The sequence below is a fragment of the Natronolimnohabitans innermongolicus JCM 12255 genome, assembly GCF_000337215.1.
Taxonomy (GTDB): Archaea; Halobacteriota; Halobacteria; order Halobacteriales; family Natrialbaceae; genus Natronolimnohabitans; species Natronolimnohabitans innermongolicus.
Window position 1 is genome coordinate 1 of the sequence record NZ_AOHZ01000022.1, and the last position, 22252, is coordinate 22252.

The 22252-nt window shown below is 64.1% G+C and carries 25 protein-coding genes; 11 read left to right on the forward strand and 14 right to left on the reverse strand.

Annotation, left to right across the window (positions count from 1 at the left end; genetic code table 11):
• A partial coding sequence (locus C493_RS04640) for a heavy-metal-associated domain-containing protein (RefSeq protein ID WP_007258251.1) occupies positions 1-453 on the reverse strand: 453 nt, incomplete at its 3' end.
• Between the two features lie 207 nt (positions 454-660).
• On the opposite strand from C493_RS04640, the gene C493_RS04645 reads away from it, so the two are divergent.
• Entirely contained in the window at positions 661-933 is a 273-nt protein-coding gene (locus tag C493_RS04645) for a hypothetical protein (protein ID WP_007258252.1), read from the forward strand.
• Between the two features lie 19 nt (positions 934-952).
• Here C493_RS04645 and C493_RS04650 read toward each other — a convergent pair whose 3' ends face one another.
• A complete protein-coding gene (locus C493_RS04650; RefSeq protein WP_007258253.1) occupies positions 953-1711 on the reverse strand; it encodes a helix-turn-helix domain-containing protein in 759 nt (252 codons plus the stop codon).
• A gap of 62 nt (positions 1712-1773) precedes the next feature.
• Between C493_RS04650 and C493_RS04655 the strand changes: the two genes are divergently transcribed.
• Positions 1774-2322, forward strand: a complete 549-nt coding sequence (locus tag C493_RS04655) for a hypothetical protein (protein WP_007258254.1) — start codon at positions 1774-1776, stop codon at positions 2320-2322.
• 125 nt (positions 2323-2447) lie between these two features.
• On the opposite strand, the gene C493_RS04660 is transcribed toward C493_RS04655, so the two are convergent.
• Positions 2448-4001 carry an outer membrane protein assembly factor BamB family protein gene (locus tag C493_RS04660; protein WP_007258255.1) on the reverse strand — a complete coding sequence of 518 codons (1554 nt, stop codon included), beginning with the start codon at positions 3999-4001 and terminating at the stop codon, positions 2448-2450.
• Positions 4002-4227: 226 nt separating this feature from the next.
• Complete coding sequence (locus C493_RS04665) at positions 4228-5379, reverse strand: acyl-CoA dehydrogenase family protein (protein WP_007258256.1); 1152 nt, start codon at positions 5377-5379, stop codon at positions 4228-4230.
• Positions 5380-5493: 114 nt separating this feature from the next.
• On the opposite strand from C493_RS04665, the gene C493_RS04670 reads away from it, so the two are divergent.
• Both C493_RS04670 and C493_RS04675 read left to right on the forward strand, forming a co-directional pair.
• Positions 5494-7467: a 3-hydroxyacyl-CoA dehydrogenase/enoyl-CoA hydratase family protein gene (locus tag C493_RS04670; RefSeq protein ID WP_007258257.1), complete on the forward strand. Its 1974-nt coding sequence runs from the start codon at positions 5494-5496 to the stop codon at positions 7465-7467.
• 324 nt (positions 7468-7791) lie between these two features.
• Entirely contained in the window at positions 7792-8364 is a 573-nt protein-coding gene (locus tag C493_RS04675) for a HalX domain-containing protein (RefSeq protein WP_007258258.1), read from the forward strand.
• On the opposite strand, the gene C493_RS04680 is transcribed toward C493_RS04675, so the two are convergent.
• Together C493_RS04680 and C493_RS04685 are read right to left on the reverse strand one after the other, a co-directional pair.
• Positions 8361-10373, reverse strand: a complete 2013-nt coding sequence (locus tag C493_RS04680; protein WP_007258259.1) for a PAS domain S-box protein — start codon at positions 10371-10373, stop codon at positions 8361-8363. The two genes, C493_RS04675 and C493_RS04680, sit on opposite strands and share 4 nt — an antisense overlap.
• Positions 10374-10536: 163 nt before the next feature.
• Positions 10537-11688, reverse strand: coding sequence for an acyl-CoA dehydrogenase family protein (locus C493_RS04685; RefSeq protein ID WP_007258260.1), 1152 nt, complete (start codon positions 11686-11688; stop codon positions 10537-10539).
• Between the two features lie 182 nt (positions 11689-11870).
• Here C493_RS04685 and C493_RS04690 point away from each other — a divergent pair, with 182 nt between their 5' ends.
• Positions 11871-12824, forward strand: coding sequence for a DUF4382 domain-containing protein (locus C493_RS04690; protein WP_007258261.1), 954 nt, complete (start codon positions 11871-11873; stop codon positions 12822-12824).
• Positions 12825-12996: 172 nt separating this feature from the next.
• Here C493_RS04690 and C493_RS04695 read toward each other — a convergent pair whose 3' ends face one another.
• A complete protein-coding gene (locus C493_RS04695; protein WP_007258262.1) occupies positions 12997-13296 on the reverse strand; it encodes a hypothetical protein in 300 nt (99 codons plus the stop codon).
• A gap of 342 nt (positions 13297-13638) precedes the next feature.
• On the reverse strand, positions 13639-13842 hold the full coding sequence (locus C493_RS22070; RefSeq protein WP_083912372.1) for a hypothetical protein: 204 nt from the start codon (positions 13840-13842) through the stop codon (positions 13639-13641).
• 291 nt (positions 13843-14133) lie between these two features.
• Here C493_RS22070 and C493_RS22075 point away from each other — a divergent pair, with 291 nt between their 5' ends.
• Positions 14134-14412 (forward strand): hypothetical protein, encoded by a 279-nt coding sequence (locus C493_RS22075; protein WP_083912373.1) that lies wholly within the window; start codon positions 14134-14136, stop codon positions 14410-14412.
• A 344-nt stretch (positions 14413-14756) separates the two neighbouring features.
• On the opposite strand, the gene C493_RS04700 is transcribed toward C493_RS22075, so the two are convergent.
• The 3 genes from C493_RS04700 to nikR form a co-directional block, all read right to left on the reverse strand.
• Complete coding sequence (locus C493_RS04700) at positions 14757-15152, reverse strand: hypothetical protein (RefSeq protein WP_007258263.1); 396 nt, start codon at positions 15150-15152, stop codon at positions 14757-14759.
• Positions 15153-15377: 225 nt separating this feature from the next.
• Positions 15378-15755 (reverse strand): cupin domain-containing protein, encoded by a 378-nt coding sequence (locus C493_RS04705; RefSeq protein ID WP_007258264.1) that lies wholly within the window; start codon positions 15753-15755, stop codon positions 15378-15380.
• A 221-nt stretch (positions 15756-15976) separates the two neighbouring features.
• Positions 15977-16405 carry a nickel-responsive transcriptional regulator NikR gene (gene nikR, locus C493_RS04710; protein ID WP_007258265.1) on the reverse strand — a complete coding sequence of 143 codons (429 nt, stop codon included), beginning with the start codon at positions 16403-16405 and terminating at the stop codon, positions 15977-15979.
• Between the two features lie 192 nt (positions 16406-16597).
• Here nikR and C493_RS04715 point away from each other — a divergent pair, with 192 nt between their 5' ends.
• Complete coding sequence (locus C493_RS04715; RefSeq protein WP_007258266.1) at positions 16598-17407, forward strand: creatininase family protein; 810 nt, start codon at positions 16598-16600, stop codon at positions 17405-17407.
• Positions 17408-17616: 209 nt separating this feature from the next.
• Positions 17617-18072, forward strand: a complete 456-nt coding sequence (locus C493_RS04720; RefSeq protein WP_007258267.1) for a hypothetical protein — start codon at positions 17617-17619, stop codon at positions 18070-18072.
• Between the two features lie 27 nt (positions 18073-18099).
• Here the strand turns inward: C493_RS04720 and C493_RS04725 are convergent, their stop codons facing one another.
• Positions 18100-18768: an O-methyltransferase gene (locus C493_RS04725; protein ID WP_007258268.1), complete on the reverse strand. Its 669-nt coding sequence runs from the start codon at positions 18766-18768 to the stop codon at positions 18100-18102.
• Between the two features lie 75 nt (positions 18769-18843).
• On the opposite strand from C493_RS04725, the gene C493_RS04730 reads away from it, so the two are divergent.
• Positions 18844-19518: a LysE family translocator gene (locus C493_RS04730; protein ID WP_007258269.1), complete on the forward strand. Its 675-nt coding sequence runs from the start codon at positions 18844-18846 to the stop codon at positions 19516-19518.
• Positions 19519-19559: 41 nt separating this feature from the next.
• Here the strand turns inward: C493_RS04730 and C493_RS04735 are convergent, their stop codons facing one another.
• Entirely contained in the window at positions 19560-20114 is a 555-nt protein-coding gene (locus C493_RS04735) for a DUF7332 family protein (protein WP_007258270.1), read from the reverse strand.
• Positions 20115-20415: 301 nt separating this feature from the next.
• The gene (locus C493_RS04740) at positions 20416-21090 is read right to left on the reverse strand and encodes an HD domain-containing protein (protein ID WP_082681695.1); all 675 of its coding nucleotides are present in this window, start codon (positions 21088-21090) and stop codon (positions 20416-20418) included.
• A 330-nt stretch (positions 21091-21420) separates the two neighbouring features.
• Between C493_RS04740 and C493_RS04745 the strand changes: the two genes are divergently transcribed.
• Together C493_RS04745 and C493_RS04750 are read left to right on the forward strand one after the other, a co-directional pair.
• Positions 21421-21927: a cobalamin B12-binding domain-containing protein gene (locus tag C493_RS04745; RefSeq protein WP_007258272.1), complete on the forward strand. Its 507-nt coding sequence runs from the start codon at positions 21421-21423 to the stop codon at positions 21925-21927.
• On the forward strand, positions 21924-22252 hold a 329-nt coding region (locus tag C493_RS04750), incomplete at its 3' end, for a nucleoside-triphosphatase (RefSeq protein ID WP_007258273.1). The genes C493_RS04745 and C493_RS04750, both read left to right, overlap by 4 nt.

Below are 22252 nucleotides of genomic sequence, written 5' to 3' on the forward strand. Positions count from 1 at the left end.
GTAGCCCGCGCGCTCGATGGCCGCCGTGGCGGTCTCGGTGGCGGTGCCGTCCGCGAGCGTAACCGTGACCCGGCCCGACGCCGGTCGCGTCTCGATTTCGCCGACGCCGTCGGTCGACTCGAGGGCGTTTTCGACTTTCGAGGCACAGGAGGCACAGTCCATCTCGGGGACCGAGAACGTGTGCTCGGCCGACGCGGACTCGATCTCGTAGCCGGCCGCGCGGACGCGCTCGCGGATCTCCGCCTCGGTCGTTCGCGTCGGATCGTACTCGACGACGAGGCGGCCGCTCGTGACTCGCGGGTCGATCGCGTCGATACCGGAGAGCCGCTCGACGCTGTTCTCGACCTTGCCGGCACAGGTCGGACAGTCCATCTCGGGGACCCGACACTCGAGGGTCCGAGTCGCGTTCCCGTCGGGCGGTACGTCCCGGTCCGATGGGGGGGTGTCGCTCATTATTGCCACGTAGTCCCCCCCAGCCCATACGGGTTATTTGGCGCACGCCAAACCGCCGGTCGACGCGGGCCGATAACCTGCGCGTCGAACGCGGGGAATCGCTCCGGTACGACGGAGCGGCGTCTCACGTCTCGAGCGTGACCAACCGAGAGATGGGGACCCGAACCGACCGAAAAACGTTTGATAACTTTCGGACAACTGTGTCCAATGGACGCGTCCCGGTTCACCACGCTCTGTTTCGTCTACTGCGGTTCGGTGCTGGTCGCTTCGCAACTACTGGTGTTCCGTCCCGACGCAGTAGTCGCCACGCTCGCGAACACCAGCGCAGCCCTGTGTATCTTGTTCACTGGCGTGTATCGACTGTATTCGACGGACGGGGAGAGGAAACCCGAAACCTACGGCCCGCTCACCTACGCGATGGCTGTTTTTTCACTTCTGGTGACGGTCCTGTTTCTGGCTGGGCTGTCCCTGATCTGGTGAAGACGGCGGTGCTGCCGACTTACAGACCGGCGATCATTGACTCGAGGGCGAGCGAGTCGTCCGCGCCGACGAACGCCGTCGCGAGGCTTGCTTCGGCCCGGCGAAGCCGATAGGAGAGCGTCGAGCGCGGAATCTCGAGTTCCGCCGCGAGGTCGCCGAGTTCGATCGCTCGCGGGGTCTCGTAGTAGCCGTGCTCGACGGCCGCCCGCAGGGCTGCCCGCTGCTCCCGCGGCAGGTTCGTCTCGGACTCGAGATCGACGTCCCCGTGGTCGGGATCGAGTTCGGTCAACCGGAGCATCTCTATGCCGGTGCACTCGCCGACCTCGTCGCCCAGCGCGTCGAAGAAGTCGTGGATCGGCGCGTCGCTGCCGAGGACGATCCGCCAGCGGTATCGCCGCCCCTCGCGGTAGGTCTCGAAGAGCAGCCCCTCGCCGAGGTGCTCGAGGGCGACGTGGGGCACCGAAGTGCAGACGTCCGTGCGGTCCCAGTAGGTGTAGACGACGAGCGTGTCGTTCGAGCGGTCGAGTACCTGTACCTCGCAGTCGGCGCCGCAGTCGTCTTTCACCAGACAGTCCGCGAAGAAGTCGGCCGTCTCGTAGGCGTCCTCGAGGGCCTCCAGCGCCGCCGCCGGCCCCTCGGCGTGGTCGACCCTCCAGAGGCTGTCGTCCGTGACGTGACACGACAGCGAGCGGATCGACGCCTCGGGGTGCTCGGCGAGGACGTCGGCGACCGGATTGGTTCCCGGGTCGTACTCGAGGGCGAAGACGAACTCTCTCATTATCCGTAGGGAGGGGCTCCGTCGCCAAAGGGGTTTCTCGCTCGACGGCGTACGTCGTCCCGATGGGCACGCCGATGGCGATCGCGACCGCTCAGGACCGCCTGCGTGACTTCTGGGAGTTCTACCGGCAGTATACGCAAACGGCGGTCCACACCGCTGCGACCGCGGCGCTCGCGATTTTCGGCCTGCTCGTCTTCGTCGATCCCTGGTTCGCCGCGATCGCCATCGGCTGTTACGTCGTGCCCCCCGTCGCGTTGTACGCGCTCGCAGACGAGCGGCGCTCCGGCGCGGCCGACGAGCGCGATTTCGCGGACCGCGATTCGGTGCGGACCGAGCCGGTGGTCGAATCCGTGACGAGGGGGCCGAAGGGAACGGGTTCGGGGGACTCGATCACGCGCCCGAATCAGCCCGACGGTACCAGCGGTAACGGCGATACCGACACCGATCGCGACGGTAGTGACGCCGACGGCGATAGTGACGGCGGTGGTACCGACACTGACTCCGATTCTGACGGGGACGGAACGGATACGGACGCAGACGCCGACGGAACCGATACCGATTCGGATTCTGCCACCGACGGAACCGATACCGATTCGGATCGAGACGGATGACCGACGCCGTCTTACTCGCCCGCGGCTGACACCGTTCGAACCTCGAGAACGAGCGGAAAATCCTCACGCGCCGCTCGCTCGAGGCGTCGACGAGCCGCGGCGCGTCGGGCGGTGAGAGGAGTCGCTTACGCTTCCCTCTCGCCGTCGGTCGCTTGGCGACGGAGCCACTCGAGCGTGAGCGCACCGCCGGCGACGCCGGCGCCGGCCGTAAAGCCGGGCATGCCGTCGCTCTCGTCGGCGTCGTCATCGGATTCGCTCTCCGTGGCGTTTTCCGACGTCTCGTCGGATTCGGTGTCGTCACTCGTCTCGGACTCCGAGGACTCGTTTCGATCGGGGTCGCCGCTCGTCCCGTCGTCGCCGTTCTCGGCGTCGCTGCGTTCGCCCTCGGACGCTTCGTCACCGTCGTCGTCGGTGGCTTCCTCGTCGTCTCCGGACCCGCTGTCGTCGGATTCCTCGTCTTCGGCCGCATCGTCGGTCGTCCGTTCGGATCGGAACGCGAACAGCTTTCCGTCGCCGGAACGCGTGCCGACGTACAGCGTTCCGTCGGCAAGCGCGAGCGGCCACAGCCGACCCCCGGCGTCGATCTGCCAGTCGATGGATCCGTCGTCGGCATCGAACCCGAAGAATCGATCTCCTTCGTCGCCGTCTTCCGACGTCCCGTAACTCGCGATTCCCGTATAGACGCGATCCTCGTCGGCGATCGGCGGCGTGGTCCCCTCTCCTTCCGCTTCCGACGTCCAGAGCTGATCGCCGGTCTCCAGGTCGGTACCGGAGAGATAGTAGTTGTGCATCCCCTTCGCGCTGTAGAGTTGATCGGGCGTCACCGCACCCTCCGGCCGCTGGAAGCCGTCTATGCGGCTTCGTTCCTCGCCAGTCTGGAGGTCGTGTAGCGTCAGCCCGTCGTCGTTTCGTGCGGCGACGACGAGGTCGTCGGTCGCGATCGGATAGGCCGCCGCCGCGGGATTGAACTGGTCGGACAGGGAGTCACCCGAGTCGCTGTACGTCCACCGTTCCGACCCGTCGTCGACCTCGAGCGCGAACAGTTGGGATTCGCTCGCGGCGATCACCGCGCCGTCGGCGATCGCGACCGACTGCTCGTGTAACGGTTCGTCAGACGGCTCGAACTGCCACCGTTCGTCGCCCTCAGCGTCGGCGGCGTACAGCACGCCGTCGATGACGACGAACACGAGGTCGCCCGCGACGTTCGGCGCGGGGACGGAGAGATCGGAGTCGGGATCGAGCGTCCAGCGGACGTCGCCGGTAGCCGCGTCGAGCGCCGTCAGTCCGTCGCCGCCGACGTAGACCGTCTCGTGGGCGACCGCGGGCGCGTTGTCTACGCCGTCGATATTCGCCTGCCACTCGCGGGTTCCGTCGTCGGCGTCGAGCGCGTGTACTTCGCCGACGTCGGAAACGAGGTAGACGGTTCCGTCGACGACCGCGACCCACCCGCCGCGGTTGTACTCCCATACGGGAGCAGCCGCTTCCGCGGGCCCTCGTTCGTCCGGAACGTAGCTGGTGTTTCCGGGGGATCCACCGAGGCTGGACCACCCGGTCGGTTCGACCGCCGCTTCGTCGTCGTCACTCGCGTTTCTGGCCGTCCCAGCAGTCGAAAGCAATCCGACCGCAGCGATCGAGAGTCCGGTGGACGCCAGCACGTTCCGTCGACTGCGTTCTACCATGACGTGTCGCCGGACGAACGCAGCACGTGTACCTATGCGCCGGATAGGACCGTTTTTGCTGGTAAAACAGGTCAAATGCGACTGTCACAACCGTTCGAACGGTCGAAACGGTCTCGGTGTCGGACAGCCAGGACGGATGATGTCGCTCGAGCGCGGGACACAACGTCGATCGGACTGTCCCACACGCGGCTTCGAAAACGAAAGCAACCGTACGCGAACGGGGCGATTAGAACCCTTTGCCGAGCAGTTCGCGCGCGATGACGTTCTTCTGGATCTCCGAGGTCCCCTCGTAGATCTGGGTGATCTTCGAGTCGCGGTAGAAGCGCTCGACGGGGAAGTCGTTGACGTAGCCCGACCCGCCGTGGATCTGGACGGCCTCGTTGGCGGCGTCGACGGCGACGCGGGAGGCGTACTCTTTGGCCATCGAGGCGAGCTTGGTGATGTCCTCGCCCTGGTCGACGTGCCAGGCGGCCTTGTAGGTCAGGTTACGCGCGGCCTCGGTCTCGGTCGCCATGTTGGCGAGTTTGTGCTGGATCGCCTGGAACTCGCCGATCGGCTTGCCGAACTGCTCGCGGTCCTGGGCGTACTCGAGGGCTTCGCGCGTGGCGCCCTTCGCGATCCCGACGCCCTGTGCGGCGACGCCGACGCGGGTGGCGTCGAAGAACTGCATCTGCTGCATGAACGCGGCGTCTTTGGTCCCGATGAGGTTCTCCTCGGGGACGCGAACGTCGTCGAAGATGAGTTCGGCGGTGTCGGAGGCGCGAATACCCATCTTGCCCGTGATCTTGTCGGCGCTGAAGCCGTCGCGGTCGGATTCGACGACGATCTGGCTGAAGCCGTTGTAGCGGCCTTCGGCGTCGGGGTTGGTCTTACAGAGGACGACGAAGAAGTCGCCGACGGTACCGTTGGTGATCCACATCTTGTTACCGTTGACGACCCACTCGTCGCCGTCTTTCTCGGCCTGCGTCGAGACCGAGGAGACGTCCGATCCCGTGTCGGGTTCGGAGATCGCGGCGCCGGAGATCTTCTCGCCCATCGCGACGGGCTCGAGGAAGCGCTCCTTCTGGTCTTCGGTACCGAACGCTTCGATGGCCTCGGTACCGAACGAGCAGGCCATGATCGAGAGCGCGATACCGGGGTCGTAGGAGAACAGTTCCTCGGCGATGATCACCGTCTCGAGCGTCGAGTAGCCGGCGCCACCGTACTCCATCGGGATCGAGGAGCCGACCAGGCCCATCTCGGCGGCCTCGTCGACGATCTCGTGGGGGAACGTCTCTTCTTCGTCGTACTTCTCCGCTTCCGGAACGATTTCGTTCTCGGCGAACCGGGCGACTTCTTCGCGGATCTGCTCCTGTTCTTCGGTGAGACCGAATTCCATGGCAACGCCTTTCTACCCCAGCGATAAAGAACTTTGTAACCGGGAGTAAACTGAACTATGGTTGCTTCATTTTTGATGGAAACGTTCAAACCACTCCCGATTGCACATGTGACCATGGAACTGAAAGAGATCAACACCGTCGCAGTTCTCGGCGCAGGAAACATGGGTCACGGCATCGCGGAGGTCGTCGCGATGGCCGGCTACGACGTCAACATGCGAGACATCAAAGACGAGTTCGTACAGAACGGCTACGAGCAGATCGAGTGGTCGCTCAACAAACTCGCCGAGAACGACCAGCTCTCCGAGGAGGAAGCCGAGGCCGCCCTCGAGCGAGTCACCCCGCTCGTCGACATGGAGGAAGCCTGCGGCGACGCCGACGTCGTCATCGAGGCTGTCCCCGAGCAGATGGAGATCAAAGAGGACGTCTACACCGAACTCGAAGAGGTCGCCCCCGAGCGGACGATCTTCGCGACGAACACCTCGAGTCTCTCGATTACGGATCTCGCGGAGTTCACCGAACGTCCCGAGCAGTTCTGCGGGATGCACTTTTTCAACCCGCCCGTGCGCATGGACCTCGTCGAGGTCATCTCGGGCGCGGAAAGCGACGAGGAGACCCTGGACGTGATCGAGGATCTCGCCGACGACATCGGAAAAGCGCCCGTGCGCGTCCACAAAGACTCCCCCGGCTTCATCGTCAACCGCATTCTCGTGCCCCTGATGAACGAAGCCTGCTGGCTCGTCAGCGACGACGAGGCCACCCTCGAGGAGGTCGACTCGACGACGAAATACGACATGGGGCTGCCGATGGGTAGCTTCGAACTCGCCGACCTCACCGGCATCGACGTCGGGTACCACGTCCTCGATTACATGAACGACGTGCTCGGCGAGGCCTACGAGCCGAGTCCGCTGTTCGTCGAGAAGGTCGAAAACGAGGAGCTTGGGAAAAAGACCGGCAAGGGCTTTTACGACTACGAGGACGGTGAGGGCGCACAGATCCCGACCGACCAGCAGTCCGACCTCGTGAAGGCGCGACTGATCGCCACGATGGCCAACGAAGTCGCGAAACTGATCGGCAACGACGTCGCGCCGCCGGAGTCGATCGACGAGGCGACGAAACTCGGTGCCGGCTTCCCCGACGGCCCCGCCAAGATGGCCGACGAATTCGGCCTCGAGACGGCTCTCGAGACGCTCGAGGAGGCCTACGAGGAGACGGGCCACGAGCGATACGCGCCGGCTGACTACCTCGAGGAGCGAGCCGAGGAAGGCGGCTTCTACGAGCAGGACGACGACGACGGCGCCACCGAGTTCGAGGTCATCCGCGTCGAGTACCCCGCCGACTACGTCGGCCACATCGTCCTCGATCGACCCCACCGGATGAACACGATCAGCGACGACCTCCTCGTCGAACTCTCCGAGGCGATCGACCTCCTCGAGGACGACGACGAGATCCGTTCGATCCTCATCACGGGCGAGGGTGACAAGGCGTTCTCCGCGGGCGCCGACGTCCAGAGCATGGCCGGCAGCGGCGCCGACCCGATTGAGGGCCAGGAGCTCTCCCGTCTGGGCCAGCAGACGTTCGGGAAGATCGAGGCCTGCGATCTGCCGGTCGTCGCCGGGATCGACGGCTTCTGTCTCGGCGGCGGCATGGAGCTGTCGATGTGTGCCGACCTGCGGGTCGCAAGCGACCGATCGGAGTTCGGCCAGCCGGAGCTGGACCTCGGCTTGCTGCCGGGCTGGGGCGGCACGCAGCGACTCAAACACATCGTCGGCGAGGGCCGCGCCAAGGAGATCATCTTCACCGCCGAGCGCTACGAGGCCGAGACGATGGCAGAGTACGGCTTCGTCAACGAGGTTGTCGACAACGACGACCTCCTCGAGCGCGCGCTCGAACTGGCGACGAACCTCGCGGGCGGCCCGCCGATCGCCCAGAAGTTCACCAAGCGTGCGTTCCTCGCCGGCCGCCACGACACCGAGGCCGGACTCGAGTACGAGGCCTCGGCCTTCGGTCACCTGATGGCGACCGACGACCTCATGGAGGGAATCACCGCCTTCATGGGCGACGGTGAGCCGGAGTTCGAAGGGAAGTAAGGCGACCGTCGAAGACTCACATCGGGAGTCGTTCGAACGCGTCGGCCGAGGAGAAACGTAGCGACACTGAAACGAGTGTCACACTGACCCCGACGCTCTCTTGCGATCGGTTGTAGTGACGCCCAGCGGCGCCCATAACAGCCGACGACAGCGTCTCTGACCGCGGTTTTACGCGCTCATGTCATCATCGCAGTTCTCGCTCTGGATCGAATGGGACGCGCCACTCTCATTGAATGATTGACAGCTGGTCGCGAGATTTATCACCCAGAGGTACCATTGATAGCCCGTGGCTGTAACGATGCAGAGAACGGAGGGGGTCGACCGGTGAGTGACGACCTCGAGATTCTCGTCGTCGACGACGAGTCGCGACTCGCTGACCTCTTTGCGGCGTGGCTCCAGTCCGAGTGGACCGTCGATACGGCCTACGACGGCGAAGAAGCCCTCGAAACGATGACCGATTCGGTCGAAGTCGTCCTGCTCGACCGGCGGATGCCGGGACTTTCCGGCGACGAGGTGCTCTCGCGGATCCGCGACGCCGGCTACGAATCCCGCGTCGTGATGGTAACCGCCGTCGATCCCGACTTCGACATCATCGAGATGGGGTTCGACGACTACCTCGTCAAGCCGGTCTCGAAGGACGAACTCCTCGAGATCGTCGGCGACGTCGCCGATCGGTCGGAGTACGAGTCGGACATCCAGGAGTACTACGCGCTCGTCTCGAAGAAGGCGCTCCTCGAGTCCGAGAAGGCCGACCGTGAACTCGCCGACAACGACGAGTATCAACGGTTGTGCGAGCGCGTCGACGATCTCGCAGAGCGGGTCGACGAGACGGTTTCGGGAATGTCTTCCCACGACGACTTCGTCGGCGCGTTTCAGGATCTCCAGACCGAGAACTAGTCTCGCTGGGCACCCTCTCCATCGAACGCGAATTCGAAGCGTGCCCCACCGTCATCGCTTTCGGTCGCCGCGACCGACCAGCCGTGTCCGGTAGCGACTTCTCTGACGACCCAGAGCCCGATGCCGAGCCCCTCCGACGACGACGACACCGCGGGATCGAACAGTTCATCGCGAATCGATTCGGGTAGTCCGTCGCCGTCGTCCGCCACGTAGAAGCCGCGCCGGTCGGACGCGGCGTCGTCACGGAGCGGCCCGATTTGGACCGAGACGCCCGCGCCGCCGTGTTCGACCGAGTTGCGAAAGAGATTCTCGAGGAGTCGAAGAAGTCGCGATCGGTCGGCCTCGAGCGTGATCGTCTCCGTCACCGACAGCGACGCGTCGGCCGTCGAGACGTACTCCCAGGCGTCTTCGGCGACGGACTCCAGGTCGACCGACTCGAGATCGCTGGCCCACTCGCCGTCGCGAGCGATCGCGAGGACGTCTTCGACGATCGCCTCCATGCGGTCGAGGCCGTCGCGAACGTTCTCGGCGTGCTCGATCGAACCGGTGTCTTCGAGCAGGTCGAGATACCCCTGTGCGACGCCCAGCGGATTCCGGAGGTCGTGGCTGACGATCCGGGCGAAGGCGTCGAGTCGCTCGTTTTGCTCGCGCAGTTTCCGCTCGCTGCGCTTTCGTTCGGTGACGTCGCGGACGACGCCGACCGAGCCGACGAACTCGTCGCCGCGTCCGAAGATGGCGATCTGTACCTCGCAGGGAATTCGCTCACCGGCTTTCGTCTCGAGGGTGAGTTCGGCCGTATCGGTCGTGGCGTCGCTCGAGAGCAGCGAACGGATCACGTCGCGGCCGGCGTCGACGCCGTCGGGATCGAAGACGAGCGAGACGTGCTCGCCGAGCAGCCCCTCGCGGCTGTAGCCCGTCATCTCGACGAGGGCGTCGTTGACCGTCATGAAGTGGCCCTGCTCGTCGAGTACGTACATCCCGTCGCCGGCGGTTTCGACGAGTCGTTCGTATCGCTCGAGGGCTCGCTCGCGCTGGACGAGGCGGCCGCGGACGGCGATGGTCTCGAGGACGTGTGCGGCCGCTGCGGCGACCGACCGGATCGCCTCCCGCTCGGCGTCGGTGAGCGACTCGAGTGCGTACACGACGAAAACGCCGTATCGATCCGCGCTCGAGCGAAGCGGGGCGACGGCGACGGACCGGACGCCGCGCTCGAACGCGTGGTCGCCGAACGGAACCGCTTCGCGGCCGTCGGCGATTCCCTGTCGCGTCTGGAGTTCGTCCGTCCGAACGGCGCGCTCGAGCAGCGGTTGTTCGCCGTCGCCGATCGCGAACGTTCGCTGCATGGGCCAGGCCATGCTATCGGGATCGGTCAGCCAGGGGACAATCTCCCGTTCGCCTTGATCGTACTCGCCGACCCAGGCGAAGGCGAACCGATCGGTGGCCGTGAACTCCTCGCGGAGGATCCGTTCGACGGCGACCGGCGACGTGACGTCGACGAGGCGACGCCTGGCGGCGGAGACCACTGCGGCGAGGTCGTCGGGAAGCGCGGCGAGCGTCCCGTCTGACTCCGGCTCCGATTCCGGCCCCGATTCCACTCTACCCCCTAGAGCGGAACTCGCCGCGTTTGCGCTGGCGGGCGTGGCTCGCGAATCGGCACCGACGCGCTCGGCGACCGCTTCCGCCAGCCGATTCGACGGCGCCGTCCCGTCGGCGCGCGCGACGACCTCAGAGAGAACGGAGACAGACGCGTCGCGGTCGTCGGCCCCCCAGTGGACGAACGTCGGAATTGACCGACCCTCCGACTCGACGGCGTCGACGAGTCGCGGAACGTTCGCGACGGTGTTCGCGTCGATAACGACACCGTCGATCGAATCGCGCTCGAGCCGGTCGACGGCCGCCGTGGTTCGCTGTGCGATGACGACGTTGACGGGGACGTCGGTCAGAGAGCGGGTAATGGACGCACGCGTCGACCGATCGCTACTGACACAGAGGATACGCGGCCGACTCATGGCAGTTCGAGGGACATAGTGAAACCGGTTCGGTCGTGTCAGTAGTCCGGTTCGTCATCAAAAGGGATTGTTCTTTCGACCGATATACGCCGTCTCGAGTCGGGCACCACGGTCGCCATGGTCACCGCGGAGGTCCGTCACGCGCCGGCGTCGGTGCCGACGATCAGGGCGCCTGTCCGTAGATCAGGTTGCGCTGAATCTCGTTTGCGCCCTCGTAGATCACCGGAATGCGGGCGTCTCGGTAAACGCGAGCGATTCGGCGCTCGTCTAACACCGAGCGGCCGCCGTGGAACTGCATCCCGCGTTCGGAGACCTCGACCGCCGTCTCGGTCGCATTCGTCTTCGCCAGCGCTGCCCAGTATCCTTCGTTCTCGCCGTTTGCAACCTTCTCGCAGGCGCGCCAGGCGAGCGCGCGAGCGCGTTCGAATCCCATCAGCATGTCCGCGAGGCCGTGTTGGACCGCCTGAAAGTCGTTGATCGTCCGCCCGAACTGCTCGCGGTCGTGGACGAACTCCCAGGTGGACTCGAGGGCCGCGGCCGCGAGACCGAGTCCGTGGCCCGCGACGACGACGCGCCCGTGGTTGAAAAACTCCGCGAGCATCCAGAAGCCGGCTCCTTCGGCGCCGATCAGGTTCTCCTCGGGGATTCGACAGTCCTCGAGTTCGATTTGAGCCTGCTTCGAGGCGCGCATCGCCATCTTCTCGGGGATGTGTTCGGCCTCGTAGCCGTCGGCGTCGGTGGGGACGATAAACAGCGAGTGGTTGCCGTAGCGGTTGGTCTCGTCGTCGTCCGTGCGCGCGTAGAGCGTCACCCAGTCCGCTTCGACGCCGTTGCCGATCCAGTACTTCTCGCCGTTTAGTACCCACTCGTCGCCGTCTTTCTCGGCGGTCGTCTCCATCCCGGTCAGATCGCTTCCCGTCTCGGGTTCCGAGACGGCGAGCCCGGAGCGCATCTCTCCTTCCGCGACCGGTCGGATGTACTCCTCGCACTGTTCGTCGGACCCGTACTCGTAGGTCATCTCACAGCCGAAACTCGCCAACTGAAGCGTCAGCGCGATGCCCGCGTCCGCGCGGTAGAACTCCTCGGTCAGCGCGAGCAACTGCGGGAGGTCCAGCCCGCGACCGCCCCACTCCTCGGGGATGTCCTGTGCGACCAGCCCCGCCTCCTGGCCCGCCTCGAGGATCTCTTCCGGATACGTCCCCTCCTGAAAGTGTTCCTGGGCGTTCGGTTCGATGTGTTCGCGCGCGAACTCGCGGGCCTCGGCTTTGATCTCGCGTGCGTGCTCCGGCACGATGCTCTCCTCGAGCAGATCCATGTCGCGGTAGACGATGGCGCCGGTGAAATAGCCGCGGGGCAACTGTGCAAGCCTCGCCCGTCGCGAACGCTCCGCGGATCATTTCGACAGAATCGTTCGTCTGCAAAACAGTGTTAAACAGTTCTGAAGGTCCTGAACGACAGCGTATCTTTTACCGTGATGGGTTCGAGCGACGATACATGATGGAGAATCGCGACCGCGACGACGTTGGACGCAGAGCGGTTATCGCCGCCGGCGGCGCCGTCGGCGCGACGCTCGCGTCGGGCTGTACGTCGGGAGAGCCGACCGATGATGAAGAGAACGGCGACGGTGACACCGACACCGACCTGGGCGAGAGCGCGACATCGTTCGACGGAGGCAACTTCCGACTGCTCGTCAGCGACCTGCCGGCCGACATCGGCGATTTCGATCGGCTGGACGTCTCGTTCGATAGCGCGCGGGTTTCCGACGGCGGCGGGGACGCGGACGCGGAGTCGGACGACAACGACAGCGGCGAGGAGTCCGAACCGACGACCGAAGACGACGGGGACGAGCCGGATGAGAACCGCGAGAGCGACGACGACAGCGATGACGCCGGCGTCGAGCGACGCCGCGGATTCTACTGGCTCGACCTCGACGGCGCGACGGTGGACCTGACGACGGTCATCGGCGAGAAGGCGGTGGCCGTCTTCGACGGTGACCTGTCGCCGGGCGCCTACGAGAAGATCGAACTCCACGTCTCGGACGTCGAGGGAATCGTCGACGATGGCGAGGCCGAGGTGAAGGTTCCCAGCGAGAAGCTCCAGATCACCCACTCCTTCGAGGTCGGCGGCGACGAACCGGTCGAGTTCGTGTTCGATATCAACGTGGTCGCGACGGGCTCCGGTGGCTACAATCTGACGCCGGTGATCTCCGAGAGCGGCGTCGCCGGTGAGGACGTCGAGGTCGAGGAAGTCGACCCCGGGGCAGGCGAGGAAGCGGACGACGGTGACGCTGGCGACGACCCGGCCGATGCTGACGGGGAAGTGGACGACGGGGCCGACGCCGACGGTACCGACGAGACCGACGGCGAGGCGGACGATCCGAATACGGGAGCCGACGTGGACGGCGAGGCTCTGTTGAAATCCTCTTCTTTAGAGAATTGTTCACATGAATAAACTGGACACTACACATGCTTATTGACCGCTGAGGTTCCTACCAATCAGCGTATCTCTTCGAAAAGTTGTGATGAATACATAGCGCGAATGTGGCACGGACTGAGGAGCGATCAACACGGAAGATCGAACGGTCAGTACAGGGCGTGGATGTGTCAGGAAGGTGACCGTGCCCTTAGCTGGGTTCGGGTGCCCAGAAGCGATAATAAAGCAGTTCAGTAATGGGCATCGCCCAGATGAACGCGACTGTAAACTGAATGAACGTCCCGATATACTGGTGGGGCACAATCAACCACACGACGATGGTGACCACACCGATACAAACGAGGGCGACAATTGATGCCGTCACGCTGTTGGCATTCTGAAGGTTGATGTCGGCCAGTCCAATGGCTGCCACAATCCCGAGAAATATGCCTATTGCAATAGCCACCAGCGTTGCCTCAAGCGAAACAATCCGACGGGAAGTCTCGGTCATCAGTAATAACGGGGTTAGAGCGAGCGAAAACAGAAACGACCGAAGAATCCGTGTCCGCTCGTCATCACCCAGTAACGGGTGTGACCCAGTGGAAGTCTGATTCATAAGAAGTATTACAGACTGTGCGCACATATGTTTTCCTACTGCACTGAATGCACCGTTCCATTCGCATGTGTAGTGAGCAGGCGGTTGTCCGGTTTCGGCGTGAAACAAACGAAGTCGTCGTGCTGCACTCACCCTCTGAGTCGGTCACGCCGTTTCTGACAAGAACTGGGTAGTTCCTTCAGTGTGTACTGAACTCAGGGCGCGAGTCTTTCAAGAGGCGGTCACGGTTTCGATGTGCTACCCGGAGAGTTCGGCATAAAGCTGAGTCAATCCACACTCTGGACACAGAAACGCATGAAGCGGTGTTTGATGTCCGACACCGAGCCGGTCAAGCACACCACCATCTCTATCGGTTTCAACGTAGAGGTCACCGATTCCTTCTGCGGTTACGTTCGTCTTCTCCATTTGGACATCACAATCTGGACAATGGCGTTCACTCATTGGACTTGCATCCGTTTTTGTTTCCATCTGGTAAGTAAGTCAGGTCACGGTTTCATCCTCGAAAGTAACAATGTCTGTCTGTTTCTCCGCTGCATTCACCCTCTGAGTCGGCCACGTCATTTCTGACAATAACCAGGCAGTTCATTCAGTACCTGCTGAATCCACAGCGCGAATGTGGTACGAGATCTGGTTTGATTTACGGAGGGAGTGATCGCTCAGTACAGAACAGGTACATGTCGGACCAGAAAGTGTACTCTAATATACTTAAACCAGTAAGATATAATCAACAGTATGGAGACAGATTCAGACAGAGAAACAGATGGCGGTGAGATAACAGGACTCACTCAAGACGAACTCTATACCGTTGTTCAAACTGCTGTCAAGGACGCACTTATTGATGTATTTGGAACCGTATTCCTTCTCGGATTTGCGCTCTTGTTCATAGGTGCAGGCACCCAAGTGATACTTGCGTCCTCTACGACAGGAGTTCTATTCGGCGTCGGTTTGGTTTCACTTGGGCTTGTAGTGGCAGCCGGTGCTTTTAATCTCGTTCCACCATTCCGGGAGTAACTCTTCGATCAATAAGCACGTGTAGTGAGCAGATGGTTCACTAATCTTGGCGTGAAATAAACGGAGCCGTCCTGCTGCGCTCATGCTCTGTATTCAGCAGGTCGTTTCTGACGCCTGTCCGAGAGGTAGGTAGCTGCTCCGATAACGCCTCAACCTGCACTGAGCGATCACCACCTTCGCAAATCGAGCCACGCTTAGTGTGACATTCGCGGTGTGTATGCAGCACAGCTACTGGAAACTATCACTTCGTGAGGGTTTCAACAAGGCCGACGGCGACGAAACGGACGCCGGCGAAGCGAACGGGTGAGGTGGTACCGTCACGTCGGCGGTCGGTCGCGGACCGGCTACCGAAGCACCTGTAGCAGTTCCTCCCGCGGAACGTCCGCGTACTGCTCGAGTCGCCAGATGTCCCAGGCGACGTCGCTGACGAGGTGGGCGTAGAGGACGCCGCCGACGAGGGCTGCGAGCGGAACGCTCCAGAGCGCGGCGGCCGGGACGACGAGACCGATGATCACCAGGTGACTCAACAGCCGCGAGAGGACGCCGACGTCGCCGCGCTCGAAGATGCGGCGCTGATCGGCGACAGCCGCTGTCGGGTTGGTCAGACAGAAGCGAACTGCGTCCCAGGAACCGGTCCTGACGCGCGCGATGAGAAAGTGATCGAGGTCGATGAGCACGCCGGCCGCGGTGGCGACACCGACGAGGGCGGGAGCGGGGATCGCGTCGCCGGCGACGACCACCGGCGGCAGCAGCGAGACGAGAACGCCGGCGGAGACGAACGAGATGATCGCGTGGTGTTTCGAGTAGATAGCGACTCACCTACCGGACCGACGACGGTAGCACACTAAACCGTCCCGCCACGGCTCGAGCGCCGTGGCGAGAGACGAGGGCGGAATCGAGGGCGATAACGAGGCCGACTCGAGGTGATAACGGGGACAAATCGAGGGGGGTAGTCGCGGGCGCACTCAACCGGCGAATCCGGACAGCAGCCACTCGCCGTCGTCGCCGTCCTCGTCGCCGATACTCGGCGCACTGACGAGGACGAACGCGCTCTCCTGATCGCCGTTGCGGATCTGTCGGGTCGACGCCGGCGGAATCCAGAGGGCGTCGCCGGTCTCCATGGCGACCGGATCGTCGTCGACGACGACCGTCGCTTCGCCCTCGATCAGCACGTAGACCTCCTCGTGGTCGTTGTCCGTGTGGTCGTGTGGTTTGCTGTTCCAGCCCGGGTCACAGCGTGCGACAGTCACGCCGACCCGCTCGGTTTCGAGCGGATCCGAAAGGAAGTGCATCGCGCTCGAGACCTGATCGACCTCCTCGTAGTTCACCTTCCGGTAGGTCATGTGTACTCATTCGACGGGTAACCAGTAAAACTACGCGTTCCGAGGCGGACGGCGAGAATCGCCGTGGGCGGAGGTCGGCGAACGAAGGACTGAGACGGATTGCAGTCCCGGGCTTCCGGCGCCACCGCCGCCCGGGTCGCGGCGGCGCCGGACCTGACGGACAGTAACCAGTACGAGAGCGAAGTGATTCCAATTCGGTGGTTGAAGCGCGACGCCGTCCGCTAGTGGCCCTGCGAGATCGGATCGAACTCGTCGACGGGGATCACGGAGTAGTCGACGGTCAGTGCGTCCTTGGTCGCTCGGATCTTGCCGACGAACGTCGAGATATCCTCGAGTTCGCCCTCCAGGACGAACAGTTCCATGCAGTAGTGGTCGCCGACGTGGCTGTGGAAGTTCGAGGCGACCAGGTCTTCGTGTTCGTGGCGCAGGTGCATCATGCGCTCTTCGACGCTGGTGGTCTCGTAGTCGAAGAGGACGGTGACGATTCCCATCAGCTCCCGGTCCTCGAGGCGGGTCTCTTCGAACTCGCCGAGCAGGTTTCGGGAGGCTTCCCGGACGACCTCGCTGCGACCGGTGTAGCCGTGTTCGTCCGCGAACTGGTCGAGTCGTTCGAGGAGTTCGTCCGGCATCGAGACGCTTACGACTGCCATATAATAACTCATGGCCAATAATCTATTAAGGGTTATCATCTCGTTGCCTCTCGAGGCGCTTCCGATGGCAAGACCGGGATGGTGGCGGCAGCTTCCGGACGGGGTGAACGCCGGAATAGCCACCGCGAACCCGGCCGCGGCAAAGCGCTCACCGTCGCATACTGTTTTCCGGCTTCGGTTCCAGACTCGGGTATGTACCTCCCACACCAGCGCTGGCCGGAGCTCGGCGAGTACGTCGCGAACGAATCGCTCGCGGTCGTCCCCCTCGGCTCGACGGAACAACACGGCCCCCATCTTCCCGAGGGGACCGACCACATGATCGCCGAGGCGCTGGCCCGCGAGGCGAGCGAACGAACGGGCTATCTCTGCACCCCGCCGATCACGGTCGGCGTCAGCTCCCACCACCGACAGTTTCACGGGACGATGTGGGTCGAGCCGTCGGTGTTTCGAGACTACGTCGAGAGCCTCTCGCGAAACCTCACTTACCACGGGATCGACCGCATCGTCTACGTCAACGCCCACGGCGGGAACGTCGCCCACCTACGCGAGGTCGGCCAGCGATTGCACGACGACGGCACCGCCTACGCCATCGAGTGGATGTGGGACGAATCGATTCCCGAACTAATCGAGGAGGTCTTCGAGACACCCGGCCCCCACGGCGGCCCCAAGGAAACGGCGATGATCATGCACCTCGCCGAGGAACTCGTCCGCGAGGACCGCCTCGAGGACGCCCGCGACGGCGGCGTCACCTTCGACGCCGACGCCGCTCGCGTCCACGGCGCGACCACCTTCTACGACTGCATCGACAACAGCCCCAACGGCGTCTTCGGCGACCAGACCGACGCGACGCCCGAGATCGGCGCCGAACTGTTCGAGGCGGCGACCGAACAGCTCGTCTCCCTGCTCGAGTGGCTCGACGAGCAGCCGTTCGCGGACCTCATGCCGGATCCGCACGTCGATCCCCAGCCCGGGAGCGGTCGCGAGCGCGACGGCGCGCGGTGACTGTACCGCGGTAACTGTACCTGTTTGCCGACAGATCAATCCGTCCGTACCGCGCAGGGCTTATGCGCTCGACGCGATTGATGTGGCTACTGACCGACGGGCGAACATCGTCGAACTGGGGGATGGCGGCGGCCGCTCGTCGTCGGCGCGCAACCGGTGATACGAGCCAACAACTATATAGCCGATCACCTGTTGGTCCCAGCAAAGCGGTGCACGACGTGATCTCGACAACTGTCCGCTCTGAACGGCTGCTGCTGGTGGTCTCGTTCGCCTGCTTCGCTGGTGCCGGTGTCGCGACCGGGACCGTCGACGCAGTCGCGCCGACAGTCGGTGCGACCGCCCTCGCCATCGCGGGAGTCTACTGCGTCGCCCAGTACGCAGCCCGCGTCTCCCGGCGGACGCTCGCCGTACTGGCGCTTTCCGTCTGGGTCGGGTTCCTCTCGATCGCCGGCCTGCACGCCGTCGGCCTCGAGACCGTCGGCGCCGCCCTCCCCGGTCCCACCGCCGCGGTCACGGGCGCGCTGACCGCGGTCACGTGGGCGACGCTGCTGACAGCCTGCGCGTCGACGGTCTTTCTCGGCTTTCGCGAGTACGGCGCGACGACCAGCGCCGACGCGCCCGAAGAACAGGTTCTCGAGGGCGATTCGGACTACTCGACGCGGTAGCGATCACGACGCCGTTTCTCGTCCGACCTACGAAACCCGATAACTCACGGCGATTCCTTCACCCAGCGGTACCGCGACCGTCTCGAAGTCCGGATCGCCGGTAACACACTCGAGGTAGTCCGCGATTCCTTGCGTGTCTTCGGTGACGTCGTCTGGCGACCCGCCCTCGACGAGCTCGTGAAGCGTTTCGAACTGGATCGATCCCGAAGTAATCGCGTTGTCGGCGACGACGACGCCGCCGACGGATACCTTCGGACGAACGGCCTCGAACGCGTCGACGTAGCGGTGTTTCTGGTGGTCGATCAGCGTCACGTCGAAGGGACCGTCGTAAGCGTCGACGCTCTCGAGGGCGTCGCCCAGCTCGTATCGAGCCAGATCGTCGTAGCCGCCCGCAGCCATGTAGTCGCGGGCCATCTCGAGTTCGTCCTCGTCGACCTCGGTGAGAACGATCTCGCCGCCCTCCGGGAGTGCCTCGGCCATCCAGTATGCCGAGTAACCGTAGCCGGAGCCGAACTCGAAAATTCGGTCGGCGTCGGTCACTCGAGCGAGAAAACGGAGGAACGCGCCGACTTCGGGTCCGACGTGGGGAAAGCCCTCGCGATCGGCGTAGTCGTCCATCTCGCGCAGCGTCTCGTCGGGTTCGGGTCCGACCGCGCGAACGAAGCGTGCGATGTCGTCGGAGAGGACGTCGACCATACGACCGTTACGACGGCGCGAACATCAAAGTCAGTGCTCTTTTGGTGACCGGTCGCCGACTCGAGTCCGAGAGCAGTGAGCCTCACGACGGCACTCGCGGGCGTCGTTTTCGGAATCGCCCTCGCCGCGCCACCGGGACCGATGAACGCCATCATCGCCGAGGAGAGCGTCGTCCGCGGCTTTCCGGCCGGCGTTCGAGCCGGGTTCGGCGCGATGACGGCCGACGTCGTCTTCTTCGTCCTCGCGCTGGCCGGCGCCGTCGCGGTGATCGACCAGTACCCGGCCGTTCGCCCGTTCCTCTACCTCGTCGGCGGCGTTCTGATGCTGTACTTCGCCGTCGGCGCAGCTCGAGAGGCGACGAGCGCCGCGTCGTTTACCGGCGAGAACGCCGACGCCTCGAGGGGCTTTCGAAAGACGTTCGCGATCTCGTTTACCAACCCCTACCAGATCGGTTTCTGGCTCACCGTCGGCGTAGGGCTCCTCGAGTCCGGGACGCTCGACGTGTTTTCCCACGTCCCCGCGGTCGGCGCCTCGCTCGAGGACGTCCTCGTCGTCCAGACCGGCTCGCCGGCGCTGCTTGCCGGTTTCTTCGGCGGCATCGCGATCTGGATCGTCGTCTACCCGGCCGCGTTAGTCGCGGCGGGGCGTCGCGTCGACGCGTTCGCACCCGTCGTCGCCGCCGGCAGCGCCGCCGTGCTGGCCGGGTTCGGTCTGCTCTTCCTCGGAGCCGGCACGGCCGGGTTCATCTAACGTCCGGCGGAGACGCCGAAGACGCCGAAAAACGCTGACACTCAGCAGTCGAGCAGTTCGTACCGACTGTCGCGGTCGGCGTCGGGTTCCGAATCTTCGGTCCCGTCGTCGTCGCGGTCGTCGCCGTCTAGTTCGTCGTCGGGGTCCATCGGATCCACGTCCGTCGCGCTCTCGAGCATCGGCAACTGGAACTCGAACCCGTAGCGCAGATCGAACGAGTCGATCGGACTCGAGACCAGATCGAAGACCCCGTCGCCGACGTACTCGACGCCGGCGAGGAGTTCGACGATCGAGGCGTCTTCGGTCGCGCCGATCATCTCGGCGCCGAAGGCCCAGTCGGAGTCCGTCAGCGGCCCCGCGTGAAACTGCAGCCAGATGTGCGTTCCGTCCTCGGAGCCGATCGTAAACGACGCGCCGGAGACGTCGAAACACGTCGACGCCGGCTGCACCTCCGACGACGACACCGGCTCGTCGCTCGCGTTCGAGACGGTTGGCTGAACGGATCCGGCGCCCGCGACCGGCCCGACAGCGAGCAGTGCGAGACAGCAGAGGCAGACGACCGCGATACCGATACCCGTTCGACGAGCGCCAGCCATTGCTACTGATTCGAGAGCACACCGTCATGAACACATCGGCCGATTCCGGCGCGCTCAGTTAGATTCCCGACACGTCGACGAGCGGACGACGACGGCTTTGCACGTCGGGAGTAAGCCGGCGATGGCTCGAGTTGTGACTACGCGCGTCGACACACGACACATGACACACGACACACGGCGAAAACCGACGGTGGCGAGGACGGTGACAGTGGCGTCGCCTCGTACGGTTACTGTCCGTCAGTTCCGGCGCACCCGCCGCCCGGGTCGCGGTTGCGCCGGGACATTGGGACAGCAATCCGTCTCAGTCACCCATCGCCGCGATCTCGTCCTCGAGCCACTCGCTGAACCACTTGACGCGCTTGAGTCGTTGGTGGGCGATCCCCTCGGCGGTCTCGCTCTGGACCCTCGAGGCGGCGTCGTAGCCCCGCTCCAGGACGCGGTCGACCATCTCGTCGGCGTCCATGTGCGTCCGGGCCTCGTAGCCCATCCGCAACAGCATCAGGGCGGTGCCGTTGGCGCCGACCTTATCGAGGAGGTCGGCTTCGATGAGACACTGCGTCTCGAGGTCGAGATCGGTGAGGGTGCCCTGGTAGGAGTGGTGCTCGACGGAGCGACAGACCTGGTCGATGAACGATTCGGGGTAGTCGGCGCGCGATTCCAGATACTCGCGGGCGACGCGGGCGCCGGCCTCGGCGTGGAGTTCCTGATCCGTCTCGAGTTTGGCGACGTCGTGAAAGAGGGCGGCGACGCGGGTGACGTCGACGTCCGCGCCCTCCGCTTGAGCGATTTCCTCGGCGAGTTCGACGACGTTGAGGATGTGGTTGTGCCGGTACTCCGCAGAGTGCCAGGGGTACCAGCGCATCCGACCGCCTTCCTCTTCTTTCTCGACGCTGGCCGAGAGATACTCGAAGACGAACCCTTTCATCTGCTCGAATTCGGCGTCGGTCACCCTAGTCTCTTTTATTTCAACGCCCACGAGAGATCCCTCCGCAATAAGCGAACGATAGTCATTAGCGGAATGTTAGGTCGTTTCGCTCTTTAGCCTTTGGTTCACCGTGATTCCGTGTCAGTGTGCTAATCACATGCAGCCGTTCGTGATGGAGTCGCGCCCCGGTCGACGAGCGTTTCGACGATCGAGGCGTTCTCGTCGGTCGGTTACCGGGCGACGGCTGTGACCGTCCGGGATGAGGTCGGGCGAGTCGACGGCGAACTGCCCCGACTCGAGTCGCCTGCCGCCGAGACAGCCACGTCACGAACACCATGAATTTCCGTTAAAGTCAAACAGGCGGCCGGGGAAAGAGGGGATATGAGCAGCGAACAGGAACAGGAGTCGATTCGGTGTCTCGTCGCCAAAGTCGGTCTCGACGGCCACGATCGGGGGGCACACGTCATCGCGCGGGCGTTTCGCGACGCCGGCTTCGAGGTTATCTACTCGGGGCTGCACAAAGCGCCCGAGGAGATCGTTCANGGGGCACACGTCATCGCGCGGGCGTTTCGCGACGCCGGCTTCGAGGTTATCTACTCGGGGCTGCACAAAGCGCCCGAGGAGATCGTTCAGGCGGCCGTCCAGGAGGACGTCGACGTGCTGGGGATCTCCATTCTCTCGGGCGCCCACGACACGCTGGTCCCGAAGATCATGGACGGACTCGAGGAGTACGATGCGAAAGACGATACGCTCGTGCTGGCCGGCGGCGTCATCCCCGACGAGGATCGCGAGGAACTCGAGGAAGCGGGGGTTTCGGCCGTCTTCGGCCCCGGGACGTCGATCGAGGAGACGATCGATTTCGTCCGCGAGAACGCTCCCGATCGATGAGCACCAACGAGGAACTCCTCGAGGACCTGCTGGCGGGGAAACACCGCGCGCTGGCGCGGGTGATCTCGAAGATCGAAGACCGCGCGCCGGGCTACCGGGAGCTGGTCTCGGCGCTGTACGCTCACACGGGCGAGGCCGACGTCATCGGGATCACGGGCTCGCCGGGCGCGGGGAAGTCGACGCTGGTCGACAAACTCGCCGAGACCTACCGCGACCGGGGCGAGACGGTCGGAATCATCGCGATCGATCCCTCCTCGCCGTTTACCGGCGGCGCGGTGCTGGGCGACCGCATTCGGATGGCCTCCACCGTGGGCGACATGGACGT

Bases quoted from the DNA above. Each gene is read 5' to 3' on its own strand.
- C493_RS04645 (WP_007258252.1), top strand. From the start codon at position 661: ATGGACGCGTCCCGGTTCACCACGCTCTGTTTCGTCTACTGCGGTTCG.
- C493_RS04650 (WP_007258253.1), bottom strand. From the start codon at position 1,711: ATGAGAGAGTTCGTCTTCGCCCTCGAGTACGACCCGGGAACCAATCCG.
- C493_RS04655 (WP_007258254.1), top strand. From the start codon at position 1,774: ATGGGCACGCCGATGGCGATCGCGACCGCTCAGGACCGCCTGCGTGAC.
- C493_RS04660 (WP_007258255.1), bottom strand. From the start codon at position 4,001: ATGGTAGAACGCAGTCGACGGAACGTGCTGGCGTCCACCGGACTCTCG.
- C493_RS04665 (WP_007258256.1), bottom strand. From the start codon at position 5,379: ATGGAATTCGGTCTCACCGAAGAACAGGAGCAGATCCGCGAAGAAGTC.
- C493_RS04670 (WP_007258257.1), top strand. From the start codon at position 5,494: ATGGAACTGAAAGAGATCAACACCGTCGCAGTTCTCGGCGCAGGAAAC.
- C493_RS04680 (WP_007258259.1), bottom strand. From the start codon at position 10,373: ATGAGTCGGCCGCGTATCCTCTGTGTCAGTAGCGATCGGTCGACGCGT.
- C493_RS04685 (WP_007258260.1), bottom strand. From the start codon at position 11,688: ATGGATCTGCTCGAGGAGAGCATCGTGCCGGAGCACGCACGCGAGATC.
- C493_RS04690 (WP_007258261.1), top strand. From the start codon at position 11,871: ATGGAGAATCGCGACCGCGACGACGTTGGACGCAGAGCGGTTATCGCC.
- C493_RS04695 (WP_007258262.1), bottom strand. From the start codon at position 13,296: ATGACCGAGACTTCCCGTCGGATTGTTTCGCTTGAGGCAACGCTGGTG.
- C493_RS22070 (WP_083912372.1), bottom strand. From the start codon at position 13,842: ATGAGTGAACGCCATTGTCCAGATTGTGATGTCCAAATGGAGAAGACG.
- C493_RS22075 (WP_083912373.1), top strand. From the start codon at position 14,134: ATGGAGACAGATTCAGACAGAGAAACAGATGGCGGTGAGATAACAGGA.
- C493_RS04705 (WP_007258264.1), bottom strand. From the start codon at position 15,755: ATGACCTACCGGAAGGTGAACTACGAGGAGGTCGATCAGGTCTCGAGC.
- nikR (WP_007258265.1), bottom strand. From the start codon at position 16,405: ATGGCAGTCGTAAGCGTCTCGATGCCGGACGAACTCCTCGAACGACTC.
- C493_RS04715 (WP_007258266.1), top strand. From the start codon at position 16,598: ATGTACCTCCCACACCAGCGCTGGCCGGAGCTCGGCGAGTACGTCGCG.
- C493_RS04725 (WP_007258268.1), bottom strand. From the start codon at position 18,768: ATGGTCGACGTCCTCTCCGACGACATCGCACGCTTCGTTCGCGCGGTC.
- C493_RS04735 (WP_007258270.1), bottom strand. From the start codon at position 20,114: ATGGCTGGCGCTCGTCGAACGGGTATCGGTATCGCGGTCGTCTGCCTC.